Source organism: Rathayibacter iranicus NCPPB 2253 = VKM Ac-1602 (genome assembly GCF_003149025.1).
GTDB classification, from domain to species: Bacteria; Actinomycetota; Actinomycetes; order Actinomycetales; family Microbacteriaceae; genus Rathayibacter; species Rathayibacter iranicus.
This window is the reverse complement of record NZ_QGDV01000001.1, coordinates 482,837-501,319: the sequence shown is the minus strand read 5'-3', so window position 1 is coordinate 501,319 and position 18,483 is coordinate 482,837. Positions and strand designations below refer to the sequence as shown.

Here is an 18,483-nt window from a genome sequence, read left to right as displayed (position 1 = left end):
GACCACATGGCAGATCGCGAGTACGGCTTCAAGACGCGGGCAATCCACGCGGGCAACATCCCCGATGCGGTCACGGGCGCGCGGGCGCTGCCGATCTACCAGACGAGCGCGTTCGTCTTCGACGACACCTCCGATGCGGCTGCGCGGTTCTCGCTACAGAAGTACGGCAACATCTACTCGCGGCTCTCCAACCCCACCGTGGCCTCGTTCGAGGAGCGGGTGGCGAGTCTCGAGGGCGGTCTCGGCGCCGTTGCCACCGCCTCCGGTCTCTCGGCGCAGTTCATCACCTTTGCGGCCCTCGTGGGAGCGGGCGATCACGTCGTCTCCTCAGCCAACCTCTACGGCGGCTCGATCACCCAGCTCGACGTCACGCTGCGGCGGTTCGGCGTCGAGACCACGTTCGTGCGTTCCAGCGATCCCGCCGACTACGCCGCAGCGATCACCTCGGCGACCAAGGTCCTGTACGCCGAGACGATCGCGAACCCCTCCGGCGAGATCGCCGACATCGAGGGGCTTGCCGCCGTCGCTCACGCCGCCGGCATCCCGCTAATCATCGACTCGACGGTCGCCACGCCCTACCTTGTCCGCCCCATCGAGTGGGGAGCCGACATCGTCATCCATTCGGCTACCAAGTTTCTGGGCGGGCACGGGACGACCCTCGGCGGCATCGTGGTCGAGTCGGGCCGGTTCCACTACTCGCGTGAGAAGTTCCCGCTGCTACACGACCCGGTCGCCTCCTACGGCAACCTCTCGTGGGACGGCAACTTCGGCGAGTACGGCTTCCTCACCCGGCTTCGCGCCGAGCAGCTGCGCGACATCGGCCCCGTCCTGGCGCCGCACTCCGCCTTCCTGCTCGCGCAGGGCGTCGAGACACTGCCGTACCGGATCCAGGCACACGTCGACAACGCTCGCCGCGTCGCCGAATGGCTCGACGCCGACCCGCGCATCGAGGCGGTCTACTGGGCCGGGCTGCCGGCGCATCCGCACCATGCCCGCGCACGCAAGTACCTGCCCCTCGGGCCGGGGTCGGTCTTCAGCTTCGTGGTGAAGGGCGGCCGCGCGGTCGGCCAGACCTTCATCGAATCCGTCGACCTCGCTAGCCACCTCGCCAACATCGGTGACGCAAAGACGCTGGTCATCCATCCCGCCTCGACAACCCACGCACAGCTTACCGAGCAGCAATTGCTGCACGCCGGGGTCCTGCCCGGCCTCGTCCGGCTCTCCGTTGGCATCGAGGATGCGGAGGACATCATCTACGACCTCGACCAAGCACTCTCCCGTGCCGTCGAGCAGCACGGCACTCCGGATGCTCCGACCGAACTTGCGGAGGAGACGACGACAACCCTGCACACCCCGGCCGTGGAGGTCTGAGTATGAGCACGACCGGTATGAGCACGACCGACACGAGCACGACCGACACGAGCGGAGCCGAGCCGAGCGGGGGCGAAGCCGTTGTGCAGCTGTCCAACGGGCTCAGCTGCTCCGTTCCTGCACACTCTCCGCTGGCAAAGATGCTGCACTCCCAGCGCACCTGGGTCGGACCGGACGCTCGCACACGCCTCGACATCCTCCGCCGTGCGAAGACGGTTGCGATCGTCGGCGCCTCGCCGAACCCGGCTCGCTCCTCGTACTTCGTCGCGACCTACCTCCAGCAGTCGAGCGACTATGAGCTGTATTTCGTCAACCCGAACGCCACCGAGATCCTGGGGCAGCCGGTCTACCGCAGCCTCGCCGATCTGCCGGTCGTCCCCGACATTGTCGACGTGTTCCGCAGGGCGAGCGACATCCCCGCCGTGATTGATGACGTGCTCGCGATCGGCGCCCCCACGGTGTGGGTGCAGCTCGGCATCTGGAATCAGGAGGCTGCCGAGTACGGCGAGTCGAAGGGCCTCACGGTGGTGATGGACCGCTGCCTCAAGGTGGAGCACGCGCGATTCCATGGCGGACTGCACCTACTGGGCTTCGACACCGGCCAGATTTCGGCGCGCAAGACGCTGCGCTGAGGCGCGGCCCGAGTCCCGACCGCGCCTGCACCCACCGTTCGGCTTGCAGGAGCTTTCTCGGCTCGGGGGAACGAGCGGATCCCGCGAGCCGACCACGAGTGCGGGAGGAGTCGGGTCAGTCGCCCTTCACATTCACCAGCTGGCGGAGTGTGTGGCGTACCTCCACGAGATCGGCCGCGTCGGCCATCACCCGGTCGATCGGCTTGTAGGCCGCGGGAATCTCGTCGATAAAAGCGTCGGTGTCGCGATACTCGATCCCGGCCATTGCCTCCCGCAGCTGGTCACGCGTGAAGGTGCGCCGTGCAGCCGACCGAGAGTACTCGCGTCCTGCCCCGTGCGGCGAGGAATTCAGAGACAGGGCGTTCCCGCGCCCCACCACCACGTACGAAGCGGTCCCCATCGACCCGGGGATGAGTCCGGGGCGCCCAGCGTCCGCCTGGATCGCGCCCTTGCGACTGACCCAGACGTCCCGGCCCCAGTGTCGCTCCTTTTCGGTGAAGTTGTGGTGGCAGTTGATCCGCTCCGCCTCCTCGACCTCGCGGCCAAGCCACTCGGAGAGCTGCCGGACAACGCGGTCCATCATGTCCTCGCGGTTGAGCAGGGCGAAGTGCTGGGCCCAGCGCAATTCAGCGATGTAGCGGTCGAACTCGGCGGTCCCCTCGACCAGGTAGGCGAGATCAGGGTCCGGCAGGCTGATCCAGTGGCGCGCGCAGTACTCGCGGGCGACACGGATGTGCGCGCTCGCGATCTGGTTGCCGACGCCGCGTGATCCCGAGTGCAGGAACAGCCAGACTGTGCCGGTCTCGTCGACGCTCACCTCGATGAAGTGGTTGCCGCTGCCGAGAGTGCCCACCTGGAGGCGCCAGCGCCGGGCGTAGCTGTCCGGGTCGAAGCCGGCCTCGACGGCAAGAGCCTCCAGATCGGCGATGCGCGGCGCCGCGGTGGCGACGATTCTCCCGTTGGCCGCTCCCGCCGACAGCGGGACCGCCCTCTCGATCTGCTGTCGCAGCTCAGACAGGTCGTGCCCAGCGAGATCGTCGCGTGTGAAGGCGGTGCGCACGGCGATCATGCCGCAGCCGATGTCAACACCGACCGCCGCGGGGATGATGGCGCCGTCGGTCGGGATGACGGAGCCGACGGTCGCGCCGAGACCCAGATGCGCATCGGGCATCAGCGCTAGGTGGGGGAAGACGAACGGCATGCGGGAGGCGGTAAGGGCCTGCTCGCGCGCGTTGTCGTCCAGAATGCTCGCCCAGGAAACGAGACGATCGGTGATCCTCTGCATAGTTCCTCCTCTCAGGTGGTTTCGGCGGTCGCCGCGGAGGTTTCGGCGCTCGCTGTGGTGAAGGGAGACGTGTCCGCTGCGGCGCGCTGCCGCAGGTCGGGCACGCGTCACTGCCCTTTTGGACGAGTACGGGCGGGAATAGGCGGTGTCCTCCGGGAGCCCTCGGCGCAGGTCCACGGCTGCCGGACACGCGGCTGAAGCGCTGCCAGCGGACGTGTCGAGCGCTCGGGTCTTGTCAGAAGCCAGTGTGCGGAAAGGAGGATCGTCGGCAAAGCGGCGTTCACGGTCTGCTCCCTCCCGGCACCTGAGGCCCACTCCGGCGGTGCGTCCCGGCGAAAATAGCAGCCCGCGCGCGTCATGAGTGACCCGGGCGCGTCTCGACGCCGCCGAGTGTCCTCCTGCCGGTCGGCGCCAGCCTCTCTTGCGGGACCGAGACGCTTCCACATCTCGTAACCGCCATGTGGACACGACGTTGGCTCCGGCCACTATTCCGGCGCGGTCATGCGGAGCGCGTGCGATGCGCTGGGCACGATGCTCGCGCTCGGCCCCGGCGACGCGGGACACTCCGACCACGCGCACGACGAGTGGTGAGCCTCGGGGAAACGTCCTGACCACCGCCCCGGGGTGGGTGCCCGACTGGGTACCCACCGCGATATCGCTCCAACCGTCCCGTGTAGCCCGGCGTAGTCTCAGTGGATGAGCGCCTACGTCTCCGTCTTCGACCTGTTCAGCGTCGGGATTGGGCCGTCCAGTTCGCACACCGTCGGCCCGATGCGCGCCGCCCTCGCGCTCGCGGAGCGGATCCGAGACGCGGGGATCCTGCACCAGGTCAGCCGGGTGGGCTGCACTCTCTACGGCTCGCTTGGGTCGACCGGGATCGGCCACGGTACTCCCGACGCCGTCGTCGCCGGGCTCTCGGGCCTCGATCCCGAGACGTGCGATCCAGAAGAGGTTCGCGGAGCATGGCATCGTCTCGAGGATGCGGGCTCGATCATGCTGGCCGGCGAGAAGCGCCTCCCGATGACGCGCGACGATATCGCCTTCGAGCCGCGGACCCGGCTGCCCGAGCATCCGAACGCCCTGACCTTCAGCGTGTGGCTTGGCGACGCACCGCTGCCCGTGTGGGAGGAGACCTACTACTCGATCGGCGGCGGGTTCATCCGCCGGGCGGGAGAGCGCGCCGAGCTGGCGGCTCTCGCCGCGCACCCCTTCCCGTTCGACTCGGGCCTCGACCTGCTCGCGATCTGCGACCGGACGGGCACGGGAATCTCCGAGATCGCCCTCGCGAACGAGTGGGCCCTGCACCCCGGAGTCAACGTCATCGAGCGCCTGGACGCAGTCTGGGACGCGATGGCAACCTGCGTCGAGCACGGGCTGGCGACCGAAGGCATACTTCCCGGCGGGCTCGGCGTCCGCCGCCGCGCCTCCGTGCTGCGGAAGCGGCTCGAAGCCTTCGAGGAGGACCCACTTGACCGTGCCCGGGCGACCTCGGTGGAGTGGCTGCACGCGTTCGCCCTCGCGGTCAACGAGGAGAACGCCGCAGGTGGGCGCGTCGTCACCGCGCCGACGAACGGGGCGGCGGGCATCATTCCGGCGGTGGCGCACTACTACCTCCGCTTCGTCCCGGGGGCCGACCGGGCGGGCGTGAGGCGGTTCCTCCTGACAGCGGCGGCGATCGGCTCGCTCTGCAAGACGAACGCCTCGATCTCGGGAGCGGAGGCGGGATGCCAAGGCGAGGTCGGCTCTGCCTGCGCGATGGCCGCCGGGGCTCTGTGCGCAGTGCTCGGCGGAACTCCGCAGCAGGTCGAAAATGCGGCCGAGATCGCGATGGAACACCACCTTGGCCTGACCTGCGACCCGGTGGGCGGGCTCGTGCAGATCCCGTGTATCGAACGCAACGCCATCGCATCGTCGACTGCGGTGAGTGCAGCACGGCTGGCGCTGCACGGCGACGGTACCCACCGCGTCTCGCTCGACGCAGTGATCGAGACGATGCGCCAGACCGGAATCGATATGTCCTCGAAGTACAAGGAGACGAGCGAGGGCGGGCTGGCGGTCAACGTCATCGAGTGCTGAAGCCGCTCCGTACACCGAGGTGCCGACTCCGGGTAGGCCGATGACAACCTGGGGTCTCGCAGCTGCCGACACGGCAGAAACCGGCGGGGCTCGGCCCGGGACTGCTTCATTTTGAGTGCCGTGTAGCGCGAACCACGTGACGCGTCCGCTGGCGCTGCAGAAGGCCGGCCGTTCGGAGCAGGGCGATCAACGGATCGGCCGCGATCGCCTCTCGCCACTCCCAGCGGATCACACGGAGACCGAGGAGCCGCAGCGCGTTCTCGCGCCGCTTCTCGCGGAATGCGGCGCCGACGAAGCCGTCGGCCTGCTCGGCCGCTAAGACCCCGTACATCTCGCGCCCGTCGATGTCACCGACGAGGCCACACGCCGGCCAGTCGAAAACGGTCACCACTGTGGCGCCATCGGGCAGGTGCCAGACGTGCCGGAGGCGCGGCGCGGGGAAGCCCGCGACGGCGATCTCGACTCTGCTGACCGACTCAAGCGGCGAGCCCGCACGCGCATCCGCGAACGAGACGGCCTCGGCGGCCATCCGCACCCCGCGTCCGCTGCCTAATCGATCCACACGCACGCGCAGGGTTTCGCGCAGCCGCTCCGGATCGCGACCGGCGACCGCCTCGGCGTGCAGAACGTGATCGACGGCGACGACGGCTCGGCGCAGCGTCGAGTGACGGGCGAGGTCGACGACCGTATCGGCGATGGACGAGACGGGGATCCCTCCGATCTCCACCACGTCTGGCGGCACCGCGAAGCTCCGCTCCCGTATCGAGCCGCGCGTCCGGCTCCCGACACCGGCCCTCGCCAGAACGTGAACGCGAGGATCGAGCCCATCAATCAGAGGAATACCGTGCAGGAGAGCGGCGGACTCCCCGACAAGGACGCCCTCGCGGCGCAGTCCGACCGCCGCACGGACGCGGGCGTGCTGACGTGTCGCCTCATCCGCCGCCCGCCACGCAGCCGCCGGCGTGCGCACCCCGCGCCACAGCGTTTCGAGATCGCGTGCGAGAGCGGAGGGGGTGCCGCGTCGGCGCAAGTCGCGGACGAAGAAGAGGGGGAGTTGCGTCATGCGTCGATCCTGGGTGATCGGCTCGTCCTCCGGACGGGCCCGGACGGATCTGGGGAAAACCGGTCCCTGTGGAGGAGCCTCTGCTCGCGGCAAGTCGCCCGGCCCACGGCATCCGCTCGCAGACACTCCACCGTGTCCCCTTCGACGCCACGGTGAGAGCGGAACGCGCACGTCGCGGCATACGGCCGCGCAGCCGACCGCGGGCGGCCCGCATGAAGCCCCGTGACGGGTATGCGGGCGGATGTCGGCGGTGGCGCCTAGCGTGGAGCAGGTGAGCAACACTTCGACCCCTTACCTCGCCCGGCCGATCGTCTCGACGCAGTGGCTAGCCGATCACCTCGGCCGCGACAACCTCGTCGTCGTCGACGCCAGCGTTCTCCTCGTGCCCGGCCACGATGGCCTTCCCGGCTATCTCAGCGGCGACGAGCAACACCTCGTCGAAGGCCACGTGCCCGGTGCGGTCTTCGGTGATCTCCTCCAGCAGCTCTCCGACCCCGAGGCGCCGTTCCCCTTCTCCCGCCTCGACCCCGGGCGCTTCGCTGCCGCGACCGCCGCCCTCGGCATCGATGATGACTCTGTGGTCGTGGTCTACGACTCGGCGGTGGGTCAGTGGGCCTCGCGCCTGTGGTGGCTGCTGCGCTCCGCGGGGCACGACGCGGTCGCCGTGCTGGACGGCGGCCTGTCGGCGTGGCGGCGCGAGAAGCGACCGATCGAGACCGGACACGTCGAGCCCGCCCCGAGCAAGGGGATCACGGTCCGCGTGGAGCGGCCACTCTGGATCGACAAGGCCGGCGTCGAGAGCGTGCTCCGCGGCGAGGCGGCCGGCGCCCTCGTCTGCGCCGTCCCGCCAAAAGAATTCACCGGCGAGGAGGGGCGGAGGCTTCGTCGCGGGCACCTCCCCGGCTCGCGCAGCGTTCCGGCCGGCCGTTTAGTCGACCGCACAGCCAACACTCTGCTGCCGCCCGAGCGACTGCGCGCGCTGTTCGGCGCGAGCCTGGAGTCCGAGCGCATCGTCCTCTACTGCGGAGGCGGTATCGCGGCCACCGCGGACGCGCTCGCGCTCGCGGTCCTGGGCGTCGAGACGGCGGTCGTCTATGACGGCTCGCTCAATGAGTGGGCGGCCGACCCCGACGCGCCGCTCGTAGTCACGGCCGCGTGACGATCTCCTCCGGAAGCCGCGTGCTGGGCAGAGCGCAGACGAAGGACTCGCAGGAGTACGCGGTCGGCAGGGCGTCCCGCGAGACTCGTCCCTCGAAGAGTTCAAAGCCCGCCTCTGCCCACTCCCGAGCGCCCTCATCCGAAACCCCCGCCAGTACACCGAGTTCCGTCTCCTGCGCCCCACGAAGCAGATCGGCGAGCCCGGCGGCGCAAGGAGCGACGAGCACAAGCTGGCGGACCGGACGGGCGAGGCGCGACGCGAGCGCGAGCACGGCGCCGAACCCCATCGGCTGCGCGAGCGAGCCCGGTGCGACCACGGTGACGACCGCCTCCGCCGCCACGCGGTAACGCCGCTGGCCCGTTAAGAGGTACAGCTCGTGCGCCGCCTCGGCCGTCGCCGCGAGGCCGGAGGGGTACGCGCCCTCAGAAGGATCAGCTGCGAGCAGCAGGCCGCGAGCTGTCAGCGCCGGGTCGCCTCCGCCCGGGAGGGCGAACGGCAGCGGCCCGGACGCAGCATCAACGGCACCATCAAGGAGCGACCGTGCCACAACGGCGTAGCGCGGCCGGCCCTCGGCGAGCGCGAGCTGGAGGAGGCCGCCGGCGAGCATCCCGAGGTCCTCCAGCACCGGTCGCGCCGCCGACACCGCGTCGCCGAGGGAGGCGCGAACGCTCACTCGTCCATCGACGACGTGCCGCCTGAGCAGGAAGTCCGCCGCACGCCGGGCCGCCTCGATCCACTCCGCGCGCCCGAGCGCCCTGCCTGCGCGGGCAAGTGCCCGGATGGCGAGCCCGTTCCACCCCGTGACGACCTTCTCATCGAGCGATGGCGGCACAAGGCGGGAGCGGTCGGCCGCGAGGTAGTAGCCGCCCTCCGAGCGCTGCCCGTCGATGATGCTCTCCGAGTCCTGGGCGCTCGCGAAGCCACCACTCGGCCGCTGCAGTGTGGTCACGAGGAAGGAGGCGATCCCCTCCGCGATACCCGCGACTTCGTCGCTGCGAGTGCCCGCGCGACCGAGCAGCAGAGCGGCGACGTCGAGCAATTGCGCGTTGTCGTACAGCATCCGCTCGTAGTGCGGTTCGCTCCAGTCGGCCTGCGTCGCGTAGCGGAAGAAACCGCCGTCATGATCGCGCAGCGGGGACGCGGCGAGGGCAAGGAGAGTCCGCTCGGCGAGCGCGGCTCCGCTAGCCCGGGTAGCAAGGAACCCGAGCACCGGCGCGACCGGGAACTTCGGCGCGCCGCCGAACCCGCCGTACACGCGGTCCTCCTCGGCGGCCAGAGCGGCGACTGCGCTCTCGAGCGCGGCGTCGTCCGGAAGTGTCGAGGCGGCGGGCAAGGAGGCGGTCGCCTCGCGCAGCGCCGCCGCGAGGGAGCCTGCCGTTGCCTGCACCTCGTCGCGGCGTAGCCGCCACGCTTCGGAGACTGCGGTGAGCACGTCGGCGAACGCGGGCACGCCACCGACGGCGCGGGGCGGGAAGTAGGTGCCGGCAAAGAAGGTCTCGCCGGCGGGAGTGGCGAACGCGGTCAGCGGCCAGCCGAGCTGACGGGTGAAGGCGCTCGCGGCCCTCAGATAGGCGGTGTCGACATCGGGATGCTCCTCCCGGTCGACCTTCACGGCGACGAAGCCCTCGTTGAGCTGCGCCGCGAGCATCGGATCCGAGAACGATTCCCGCGCCATGACGTGGCACCAGTGGCACGTGGCGTAACCGATGGAGATCAGCAGGGGGACATCGCGGCGCTTGGCTTCGGCGAACGCCTCCTCGCCCCACGGAAACCAGTCGACCGGATTATCCGCGTGCGAGCGGAGGTAGGGGCTGACACTGGAGCGCAGTCGTTCGGCCATGCGCCCCAGGCTAGGCGCGGGCTGACTGCGCATCAGGGGGTTGCCGGACGCTCAGCGCTCGAAGAACCAGCCGCTTGGCCGCTCCGTGCCGCGAACGACGGTGCCCGCGCCGCCTCCGCGCCCTCGCCGCCCCAGTACGAGGTAGGCGATGCTGCCGAAGAACGGGGCGATCACGATGAACGCCACCCACGCCACTTTCGCGACCTTCGACAGCCGCGGATTCGCGAGCACGCCCTGAATCGCGAATAGCAGCAGCACGATGTTCAGCACGACCAGCAGGGACTGTGCATTCATCGAGGTGCTCCCACGAGATCGGGCGTCGCGGTCGACATACGGCGCCGGGGCGCCCGATCTCGTCCGGGACAGGGGATCTCGCGACATTTCGCGAGATAGGGCATTGTCGCATGCGGGCGTAGGGTGGGGGGCTGATGGTGGATGTGTTCAGGGTTCGGTATCCGGCCGAACTGCCCGTGTCGGCGCGGCGTGAAGACATTGCGGCGGCGATCCGCGACAACCAGGTGGTCATCGTCGCGGGGGCGACAGGGTCGGGGAAGACGACGCAGCTGCCAAAAATTTGCCTGGAGCTGGGGCGCGAGAGCATCGCGCACACGCAGCCCCGGCGCATCGCGGCCCGCACGATCGCCGAGCGCATCGCGGAGGAACTCGACGATGAGGTCGGCGGGATCGTCGGATACCAGGTCCGGTTCACCGATAAGGCATCCGCCTCGACGCGGATCAAGCTGATGACCGACGGCATCTTGCTCAACGAGATGAACCATGACCGGATGCTCAGCCGGTACGACACGATCATCATCGACGAGGCGCACGAGCGCAGCCTCAACATCGACTTCCTGCTCGGCTACCTGCACCGCCTCCTGCCGCAGCGTCCCGACCTCAAGGTGATCATCACGTCGGCGACGATCGATCCGCAGAGCTTCGCCGCGCACTTCTCGGACGCCTCCGGGGCCCCGGCGCCGATCATCGAAGTCTCCGGCCGCACCTACCCGGTCGAGATCCGCTATCGCCCGCTGGTCGCCGAGGAGCCGGAGGAGGACGACGACACCGACGTCCCGGATGCGACCAGCGGCAGCCGCGATCTGATGACCGGCATCATCGACGCTCTGGCCGAGCTGGCACGCGAGGATCCGGGGGACGTCCTCGTCTTCCTTTCGGGCGAGAACGAGATCCGTGATGCCGAGGACGCCATTCGCGGGCGGAACCTGCCCGGCACCGAGGTGCTCCCTCTCTACGGGCGCCTCTCCGCCGCCGACCAGCACCGCGTCTTCGAGCGCTCGCGCACTCCCGGCATCCGGCGCCGTGTCGTGCTGGCGACCAATGTCGCGGAGACGAGCCTCACCGTTCCCGGAATCCGCTATGTGATCGACGGCGGCACCGCCCGCATCTCGCGCTACAGCGCGCGCTCGAAGGTGCAGCGCCTCCCGATCGAGGCCGTTTCGCAAGCCTCGGCGCATCAGCGCTCCGGCCGCTCGGGCCGCACCAGCGCGGGCATCGCGATCCGCCTCTACTCCGAGGAGGACTACCTCCGCCGGCCTGAGTACACCGACCCCGAAATTCTCCGCACGGGCCTGGCCGCGGTCATCCTGCAGATGATCTCGCTCGGCCTCGGCGACATCGCGTCCTTCCCCTTCCTCACGCCTCCCGACTCCCGCGGCATCAAGGACGGCCTCGACCTCCTCACCGAACTCGGCGCCCTCCAGACCCCCGCCTCCCCCCTGCGAGGTGCCTCTTCGGTCCGCAACACGCCGCAGCACGCGAGCACGACTGGCATCTCGCAAAAGGAGACGGCGCCGCAGCTCACCCGGATCGGGCGGGATCTCGCGCGGCTGCCCATTGATCCGCGGTTCGGGCGGATGGTGATCGAGTCGCGTCGGCACGGGGTGAGCCGCGAGGTGATGGCGATCGTCGCGGGACTCACGATCCAGGACGTCCGCGAGCGCCCGCTCGAGCGACGCGCGCAGGCCGACCAGCAGCATGCGCGCTTCGTCGATCCGACCAGCGACTTTCTCACCCTGCTCAACCTGTGGAATTACCTGGAGGAGAAGCAGGAGGAACTCTCCTCCAGCGCGTTCCGCCGGCTCTGCAAGGGCGAGTTCCTCAACTACCTGCGCGTGCGGGAGTGGCAGGACGTCTTCGGCCAGCTCCGCCAGCTGGCCCGGCCGCTGAAGCTCGAACTCGGCGAGCCAAAGATCGACCCCGACGGCATCCACCGGAGTCTCCTGGCCGGCCTGCTCTCGCACCTCGGCATCAAAGACACCACCTCGCAGCAGGCTCAGCGCGCGGCGAAGAACCGCGAGCGCCAGAACGTGCAGTACATCGGCGCCCGCAACGCCAAATTCTCGATCTTCCCGGGCAGCGCACTCGCCAAGAAGCTGCCCGATGCGGTGATGAGTGCGGAGTTGGTCGAGACGAGCCGCCTCTTCGCCCGCTCGAACGCGGCGATCGACCCGGCCTGGGCTGAGGCGATCGCGGGCGACCTGGTCAAGCGGCAGTTCAGCGAGCCACACTGGGAAAAGTCGCAGGGCGCGGCCGTCGCCTATGAAAAGGTCACGCTCTACGGAGTTCCGATCATCGCGCGTCGCCGCGTCCAGTTCTCGCGGATCGACGCCTCCTCCGCGCGCGAGCTGTTCATCCGGCACGCGCTCGTCGAGGGCGAGTGGGAGTCGCGGCACGCGTTCGACCGCAAGAATCGCGCTCTGCGGGCCGAGCTCGAGCGGCTGGAGGAGCGGACGCGTCGCCGTGATCTGCTCGTCGACGACGAGGCGGTCTTCGACTTCTACGACCGACGCCTCCCCCGCGACATCACCTCGGTGCGCTCCTTCGACTCCTGGTGGCGCACGGCCCAGCACGACGAGCCGGACCTGCTGACGATGACGCAGGAGACGCTCCTCCCCGAAGACGCGGAGCAGATTGACGAGACCGCCTTCCCCACGCAGTGGCGCCAGGCCGACCAACGCTTGCGCCTCTCGTACCGGTTCGAGCCGGGCACGGAGGAGGACGGAGTGACGGTGCATGTGCCGCTCGCGCTGCTGCCCCGCGTCACTCCTCTCGGCTTCGACTGGCTGGTGCCGGGTCTGCGCGCCGAGCTGGTGACCGCGATGATCAAGGCGCTGCCCAAGCATCTGCGCCGGAACGTGGTGCCCGCGAATGACTGGGCACGGAAGCTCACTGCGTCCCTGCCACAGGACGTGCCGAACCCGCCGACCGAATCGTTTGCCGCGACCTTGGCCGGAGCGATCCGCCGCGAAGCGGGGGTGGTCCTGCAGCCCGAGGACTTCGACCTCGAGCGGATCCCCTCGCACTTACGCGTCACCTTCGCCGTCGCCGACGAGCGTGGGCGCACGATCGCGGCCGGCAAAGAACTCGCTCCGCTGGCCGAGAGGTTGCGAGGTCGGGTCCGCGACGAGGTCGCGCGGGTGGTCGAGGCTCGCGTTCCGGACGCGCTCGAACGCCGAGGTATGAAGACCTGGGACATGCCCGAGCTCCCCCGCGTCACCGACACGCGGCAGGGCGGTAACACGATCCGCGCCTACCCCGCGCTGATCGACGACGGCGACTCAGTGTCGATCCGTCTGCTTGCCACACCCGAAGACCAGGCCCGCGAGCACCCGCAGGGCGTGCGGCGTCTACTCCTCCTGGCAACCCCGAGCCCGGTGGCCTACGTGCAGCAGCACCTCACTTCGAACGAGAAGCTCGTGCTTGCGCAGAGCCCGTACCAGAACACGACCGCACTGTTCACGGACTGCCTGCTTGCCTGCGTCGACGCGGTGCTCTGGCGGATGAAACCCGACGGGATGCTGTTCCTCCGCGCCGAGTTCGACGCCGTGCGCGACCGCGTCTCGGCGAGCGTGATGGACACGATGTTCGAGACGGTGAAGACGGTCACGACGATCCTGACCACGGCCCGCGGAGTCGAGAAGGCGCTCAAAACCTCGACGAGCATGGCGCTGCTGCCGGCGCTGACCGACGCGCGGGAGCAACTCTCGGGCCTCCTTTACCCGGGTTTCGTCTCGGCCACGGGAGTGGAGCGGCTGCGGCACCTGCCGCGCTATCTTGCGGCAATGACGGAGCGCTTTGGCAAGATTGCCGAGAACGTGGGCCGCGACCGGGTCTGGCTGAACGAGGTGCAGGCCGCCCAGGATCTCTATCGCTCGGCCGGAGGCGAGCTGCCGCTGCCCGCGCACGCTCCGGAGCACCTGGCTCGCGCCCGCTGGATGATCGAGGAGCTGCGGGTGAGCTTCTTCGCCCAGGCCCTCGGTACCGCTGAGAGCGTTTCCCTCCCCCGCATCCGCAAGGTGCTCACGGGCTGACGCCCCCTTGGGCCGGGGACCTTCGAGGGAGCCTCCGACAGGGGGTTCCCTCGACGGTCCGAGGTTCCCCCGCTGGGCGCTAGGGTCGTCCGGTGGGCAGCTATACCGATCTGTTGAAGACCCCCGGGGTGGGGCGAATCATTGCGGCGCAGCTCACCGCGCGCTTTCCCTTTGGGATGCTCTCGCTGGCATTTCTGCTGCATGTCGAGCGGGTACACGAGTCCTACGCGGCGGCAGGCCTGGTGCTGGGCTCGATGTCGATCGGGCAGGCCATCGCCGGTCCGCTGACGAGCCGCCTGATGGGTCGGCTCGGGATGCGCCGCGTGCTCACGCTCACCCTCATCGTCTGCGCGAGCGCGATCATCGCGATGGCGCTCCTTCCGCTCGAAGTGTGGCAGTTCGTGGTGATCGGCTTCGTCGCCGGCCTCAGTATGCCTCCGGTGCAGCCTGCGGTCCGCACTATCTACCCGAAGATGGTGACCAGCTCGCAGCTGACCCCGCTCTTCTCGCTCGATGCCTCCGCCCAGGAAATCATCTGGGTGCTTGGCCCGGTGTTGACGACCTTCGTGTCGATCCAGGTGTCGACAGTCGCGGGCATCCTCACCGCCGCAGCGTTCCTGATCGGCGGCGGAGTGTGGTTCATCGCCTCGCCCGAGGTCGGCCGCGTGCGAATCCCTCGTTCGAAGCGCCGCCTCGGCGTCGTGCTGACCAAGCCGCCCGTCCTGCTGGCGACCGTGGTCGGCTTTCTCCTGGTCGGCGCGTGCTCCGCGCTGGAGGCGGGCGTCGTCGCGGTCTTCGGCGAGGGCGGGACCGAGTCGGGCATCGTGTTAGCCGTCTTAGCGGTGGGTTCGCTGGCCGGCGGCCTCACTCTTGGCCACGTCCCCATCAGCCGGTGGGCGACGGCGCGGCGGATGCTGGTGGTGACCGTGGGGATGAGCCTCGCCGTCGTCTCGACCGATTTCTGGTGGCTCTGCGTCACTCTCTTCCTGGCCGGCATCGGCATCGCTCCGGCTCTCGCCGCGCTCTTCGCGATGACGGCCTCGAGCGTGCGCTTCTCGGAGACTGCGGAGGCGTACGGCTGGGTCGGCACCGGACAGCTCATCGGCGCCGCGCTCGGCTCCGCCATCGCGGGCGCGCAAATCGACCGCGCCGGACCGACCGCCGCGATCGTCGTCGCAGCCGTCTTCGCGCTCGTCGGCTTCCTCGTTCCCGCGCTCGGCCGGAGGTACCACCCGGACCTTCGCGGCCGCGACGCGAGCCCCCTTGCGGACACGGAACCCGTCACGCTGCCCACCTGAGGCGACACCGTGTTGTCGAGCGCAACACGGCCCCCTAGGTTGGGTGCCACGAGAGGGAGAGGTCTGTGATGGGGCTGCGGGAGGATGCAGAGGCACTGGTGCACGAGCACCGGCGCATCGCTGCCCGCTCCGACATCCTCGACCCGTGGTCCGATCCCGAGACGCCGGAGTGGTGCGCCGAACTCACCGCCGCGCTCTGGCAGGGCTCGTTCCGGCCCAGCCCCGTCTACTTCCGCCGCGAGGACGCCTCCCACGCCTGGCGCGGCCCGCACTCGACCCGCCTGCACCATCTCGGCTTCGGCTGGCAACTCACTGCCCGCCGTCAACACCGGGGCGTGGTCAGCGCCGAGACGGCGGTCGTCCTCGAGACAGGCACGCTCTGGTCGGGTCTCGGCGTCGGACGTCGGCCCGCGCGTGCCTTGCGTGGCCGCTTGAGCGTCGAGGGGATGCAGGCCGGGCACGACGTTCACTTCGCTGTGCGCGCCATCGAGGATCGGAGTGACGTGGCGCGTGCCGAGCGCCGCCTCCTCTTCGGCGTGGCCGGTCTCGCGGCGCTGATCGAGGACGGAGTGCACGTCGGCCAGGAGGGCGAACTCGACTGGAACGTGTGAGCGATGGAACGTCGCAGCGCCCGTGCCAGCATGGAGACATGAGCGTCCCCCTCTTTCCCCTGAACGACGGCCGTGCGATTCCGCAGCTCGGGCTCGGCGTCTACAAGATCGGTGACGAGGAGGCGGCCCGCGCGGTCGCCGTCGCCCTTGAAGCCGGCTACCGCCACATCGACACGGCGACCCTCTATGGCAACGAGCGCGGTGTCGGCGCCGGCATCCGTGCGAGCGGTCTGCCCAGGGAGCACGTCTTCGTGACGACGAAGGTCTGGAACGAGGATCACGGCTTCGACGAGACCCTCGCCGCCTTCGACCGAAGCCTCGAACTCCTCGGCACCGACTACGTCGACCTCTACCTCGTGCACTGGCCGATTCCCTCCCGAGACCGCTACGTCGACACTTACCGCGCGCTCGAACGCGTGCAGCGGGAGGGACGGGCCCGTTCGATCGGCGTCTCCAACTTCGCTCCCGAGCACGTGCAGCGCCTGCTCGGCGAGACCGGGGTCGTGCCTGCGATCAACCAGGTCGAGCTGCACCCGCGGCTGCCCCAGGAGGAGGTGCGCGCGTTCGACGCTAAGCACGGCATCGTCACCGAGGCGTGGTCGCCACTCGCCCGCGGGCGCCTGCTAGAGGAGCCGACGTTGGCGGCCATCGCGCGAAAACACGGCGTCTCCCCCGCGCAAGTCGTGCTGCGCTGGCACGTTCAACTGGGCGTCGTCGTCATCCCCAAATCGGTGACTCCGGCGCGGATCCGCGAGAACCTCGACGTGTTCGGCTTCGCGCTCGACCCCGAGGACCTGGCCCGTATCGCCACACTCGCTACCGGCGAACGCACCGGCCGCGACCCCCGCCTGGACTAGACGGCCGCCGCCCCCTGCGCGAGGGAGGAGTCAAAGGTGGGAAAGGGCGGGTGTTTCCGGCGTGTGAAATGTCGCGGGAGGGGGATGGGAGGCACGGCTTCCTGTGAATAGCCTCTCAAGTGGCGCGGATGTCTCCCAGATTCAGGAGTGACGCGGCGAGGTCGCCGATGCGGCGGCCTGTTCTTGAGACAAGGGAGCCCCAGTGGCGCGAACCACGCACACCCCGAGCGGTCGACGACGCAGCTCACTGATCGGATCGAGCGCGATGATTGGAGCTGGTGCCCTCGTCGCCGGCTTCGCCTTCGCCCCGACGGCGAGCGCCGTAGAGCCGGTCACCTTCGCCGACAGCGTCACGGTCGATGGCATCATGACCCACCTCGAGGCGCTTCAGGCCATCGCGGACGCCAACGGCGGCACCCGCGCGATCGGCACCCCGGGTTACGAACTCAGCGGGGAGTACATCGAGTCGGTCCTCGCGGCTGCCGGCTACACCACCGAACGCCAGGACTTCACGACAGCGACCCAGGCCATCGACGCCTTCTCGCTGACAACCAGCACAGGAGCCGTCGGCACCCCGATGGAGTTCACCCCCTCGACGCCCGAGGGCGGTGTGACCGGCGAGCTGATCGCCCCCGTCGATCCGCTCGGCTGCACCACCGACGCCTGGACAGGCCTCGACGCCACCGGCAAGGTCGCGCTCGTCAGCCGCGGCACGTGCAGCTTCCTCGAGAAGTCGATCGCTGCCGGTGCCGCAGGTGCCTCGGCGATCCTCATCTACGACAACGCCCCGAGCGACGCGCTGAACGGCACGTACGGCGGTCAGGACGAGGCCGCAATTCCCGGTGTGGGGCTCACCCAGGCCGAAGGCCAGGCGCTGCTCGCCGCGCTCCCGGCCGAGGCGACTCTGGTGGTCGATCAGACGACCACCGAGGTCGAGACCTTCAACATCGTCACCGAAACCCCCGGCGGTGACCACGACAACGTGGTCATGCTCGGCGCGCACCTCGATAGCGTGCCCGCCGGTCCTGGCATCAACGACAACGGCTCCGGATCCGCGACTCTTCTCGAAACCGCCGTGCAGCTCGCCGAGGCGGGTGGGACCACTAACGCGGTGCGCTTCGCCTGGTGGGGCGCGGAGGAGGTGGGCCTTGTCGGCTCCTACACCTACGTCGATTCGCTCACGGAGGAGGACGCCGCGAAGATCTCGACCTACATGAACTTCGACATGGTCGCCTCGCCGAACTATGTGATCTCGGTCTATGACGCAAACGAGTCGACCTACGAGGCTCCCGTCGAGGTGCCCGCCGGCTCGATCGCGACCGAGCAGGCGTTCACCGATTATTTCGATTCGATCGACCAGCCCTGGATCGACACCGCCTTCGACGGCCGCAGCGACTATGACGGCTTCATCTCGGTGGGTATCCCGTCCTCGGGCGTCTTCACCGGCGCCGACGACGTCAAGACGGAGGAGGAGGCTGCGCTGTTCGGCGGCACCGCCGGCATCACTCACGACCCGAACTACCACTCCGCCGCGGACAACATCGACAACATCAATCAGGAGGCGCTGGGCATCACGTCGAAGGCCATCGCATTCGTCACGGCCTCGTTCGCCGAGGACACCTCCGCGATCGACGCCGAGAAGAACCCGAGCGTGCCGGAGCCCAGCCCGACGCCGACCGTCACTCCCACCGCCGCTCCCCCGGTGGAGCCGACCATCGCTCCGACCACGGAGCCGACGAGCACGCCGACCGCCGCGCCGACGACCGCCCCCGTGCCGAGCGGCACCCCGTCCACGGTCGCCCCGCGCCCTGGCGGGGGAACCCGCCCGCCGCTCGCCTCGACAGGCGCTGACATCGGCCTCCCGCTCGGCATCGGTGGCCTGCTGATCGCCGGTGGGCTCGGCGGGCTGCTGCTCGCGACGCTGCGCCGCCGGCGCGCCGAGCGGAGCTAGCCGCCTCCACCC

General features: G+C 69.4%; 13 protein-coding genes. 9 read left to right on the top strand and 4 right to left on the bottom strand.

Features of this window, described 5'->3' with window-relative positions:
• Positions 1-6 precede the first annotated feature (6 nt).
• Together B0H03_RS02380 and B0H03_RS02375 are read left to right on the top strand one after the other, a co-directional pair.
• On the top strand, positions 7-1,371 hold the full coding sequence (locus B0H03_RS02380; protein ID WP_104263723.1) for an O-acetylhomoserine aminocarboxypropyltransferase/cysteine synthase family protein: 1,365 nt from the start codon (positions 7-9) through the stop codon (positions 1,369-1,371).
• Between the two features lie 2 nt (positions 1,372-1,373).
• Positions 1,374-2,003, top strand: coding sequence for a CoA-binding protein (locus B0H03_RS02375; protein WP_419956884.1), 630 nt, complete (start codon positions 1,374-1,376; stop codon positions 2,001-2,003).
• Positions 2,004-2,118: 115 nt separating this feature from the next.
• Here the strand turns inward: B0H03_RS02375 and B0H03_RS02370 are convergent, their stop codons facing one another.
• On the bottom strand, positions 2,119-3,288 hold the full coding sequence (locus tag B0H03_RS02370; RefSeq protein ID WP_104263702.1) for an RtcB family protein: 1,170 nt from the start codon (positions 3,286-3,288) through the stop codon (positions 2,119-2,121).
• 696 nt (positions 3,289-3,984) lie between these two features.
• On the opposite strand from B0H03_RS02370, the gene B0H03_RS02365 reads away from it, so the two are divergent.
• On the top strand, positions 3,985-5,364 hold the full coding sequence (locus B0H03_RS02365) for an L-serine ammonia-lyase (RefSeq protein WP_104263701.1): 1,380 nt from the start codon (positions 3,985-3,987) through the stop codon (positions 5,362-5,364).
• A gap of 106 nt (positions 5,365-5,470) precedes the next feature.
• Here B0H03_RS02365 and B0H03_RS02360 read toward each other — a convergent pair whose 3' ends face one another.
• Positions 5,471-6,427 carry a hypothetical protein gene (locus B0H03_RS02360; protein WP_104263700.1) on the bottom strand — a complete coding sequence of 319 codons (957 nt, stop codon included), beginning with the start codon at positions 6,425-6,427 and terminating at the stop codon, positions 5,471-5,473.
• 271 nt (positions 6,428-6,698) lie between these two features.
• Between B0H03_RS02360 and B0H03_RS02355 the strand changes: the two genes are divergently transcribed.
• Positions 6,699-7,586 (top strand): sulfurtransferase, encoded by an 888-nt coding sequence (locus tag B0H03_RS02355; protein ID WP_160487218.1) that lies wholly within the window; start codon positions 6,699-6,701, stop codon positions 7,584-7,586.
• On the opposite strand, the gene B0H03_RS02350 is transcribed toward B0H03_RS02355, so the two are convergent.
• Together B0H03_RS02350 and B0H03_RS02345 are read right to left on the bottom strand one after the other, a co-directional pair.
• Positions 7,573-9,426, bottom strand: a complete 1,854-nt coding sequence (locus B0H03_RS02350) for a thioredoxin domain-containing protein (RefSeq protein ID WP_104263698.1) — start codon at positions 9,424-9,426, stop codon at positions 7,573-7,575. The two genes, B0H03_RS02355 and B0H03_RS02350, sit on opposite strands and share 14 nt — an antisense overlap.
• Positions 9,427-9,477: 51 nt before the next feature.
• Complete coding sequence (locus B0H03_RS02345; RefSeq protein WP_160487217.1) at positions 9,478-9,720, bottom strand: PLDc N-terminal domain-containing protein; 243 nt, start codon at positions 9,718-9,720, stop codon at positions 9,478-9,480.
• Between the two features lie 134 nt (positions 9,721-9,854).
• Here B0H03_RS02345 and hrpA point away from each other — a divergent pair, with 134 nt between their 5' ends.
• From hrpA to B0H03_RS02320, 5 genes are all read left to right on the top strand, one after another.
• A complete protein-coding gene (hrpA, locus tag B0H03_RS02340) occupies positions 9,855-13,754 on the top strand; it encodes an ATP-dependent RNA helicase HrpA (protein ID WP_104263696.1) in 3,900 nt (1,299 codons plus the stop codon).
• 92 nt (positions 13,755-13,846) lie between these two features.
• Positions 13,847-15,052 (top strand): MFS transporter, encoded by a 1,206-nt coding sequence (locus tag B0H03_RS02335; RefSeq protein WP_104263695.1) that lies wholly within the window; start codon positions 13,847-13,849, stop codon positions 15,050-15,052.
• 68 nt (positions 15,053-15,120) lie between these two features.
• The gene (locus tag B0H03_RS02330) at positions 15,121-15,663 is read left to right on the top strand and encodes a hypothetical protein (protein ID WP_104263694.1); all 543 of its coding nucleotides are present in this window, start codon (positions 15,121-15,123) and stop codon (positions 15,661-15,663) included.
• Positions 15,664-15,701: 38 nt separating this feature from the next.
• On the top strand, positions 15,702-16,520 hold the full coding sequence (locus tag B0H03_RS02325) for an aldo/keto reductase (RefSeq protein ID WP_104263693.1): 819 nt from the start codon (positions 15,702-15,704) through the stop codon (positions 16,518-16,520).
• A gap of 202 nt (positions 16,521-16,722) precedes the next feature.
• On the top strand, positions 16,723-18,471 hold the full coding sequence (locus B0H03_RS02320) for a M28 family peptidase (RefSeq protein ID WP_127843841.1): 1,749 nt from the start codon (positions 16,723-16,725) through the stop codon (positions 18,469-18,471).
• Positions 18,472-18,483 lie beyond the last annotated feature (12 nt).

Excerpts from the sequence above, each read along its gene's own strand:
- B0H03_RS02380 (WP_104263723.1), top strand. The coding sequence starts at position 7 with ATGGCAGATCGCGAGTACGGCTTCAAGACGCGGGCAATCCACGCGGGC.
- B0H03_RS02375 (WP_419956884.1), top strand. The coding sequence starts at position 1,374 with ATGAGCACGACCGGTATGAGCACGACCGACACGAGCACGACCGACACG.
- B0H03_RS02370 (WP_104263702.1), bottom strand. The coding sequence starts at position 3,288 with ATGCAGAGGATCACCGATCGTCTCGTTTCCTGGGCGAGCATTCTGGAC.
- B0H03_RS02365 (WP_104263701.1), top strand. The coding sequence starts at position 3,985 with ATGAGCGCCTACGTCTCCGTCTTCGACCTGTTCAGCGTCGGGATTGGG.
- B0H03_RS02360 (WP_104263700.1), bottom strand. The coding sequence starts at position 6,427 with ATGACGCAACTCCCCCTCTTCTTCGTCCGCGACTTGCGCCGACGCGGC.
- B0H03_RS02350 (WP_104263698.1), bottom strand. The coding sequence starts at position 9,426 with ATGGCCGAACGACTGCGCTCCAGTGTCAGCCCCTACCTCCGCTCGCAC.
- B0H03_RS02345 (WP_160487217.1), bottom strand. The coding sequence starts at position 9,720 with ATGAATGCACAGTCCCTGCTGGTCGTGCTGAACATCGTGCTGCTGCTA.
- hrpA (WP_104263696.1), top strand. The coding sequence starts at position 9,855 with ATGGTGGATGTGTTCAGGGTTCGGTATCCGGCCGAACTGCCCGTGTCG.
- B0H03_RS02330 (WP_104263694.1), top strand. The coding sequence starts at position 15,121 with ATGGGGCTGCGGGAGGATGCAGAGGCACTGGTGCACGAGCACCGGCGC.
- B0H03_RS02325 (WP_104263693.1), top strand. The coding sequence starts at position 15,702 with ATGAGCGTCCCCCTCTTTCCCCTGAACGACGGCCGTGCGATTCCGCAG.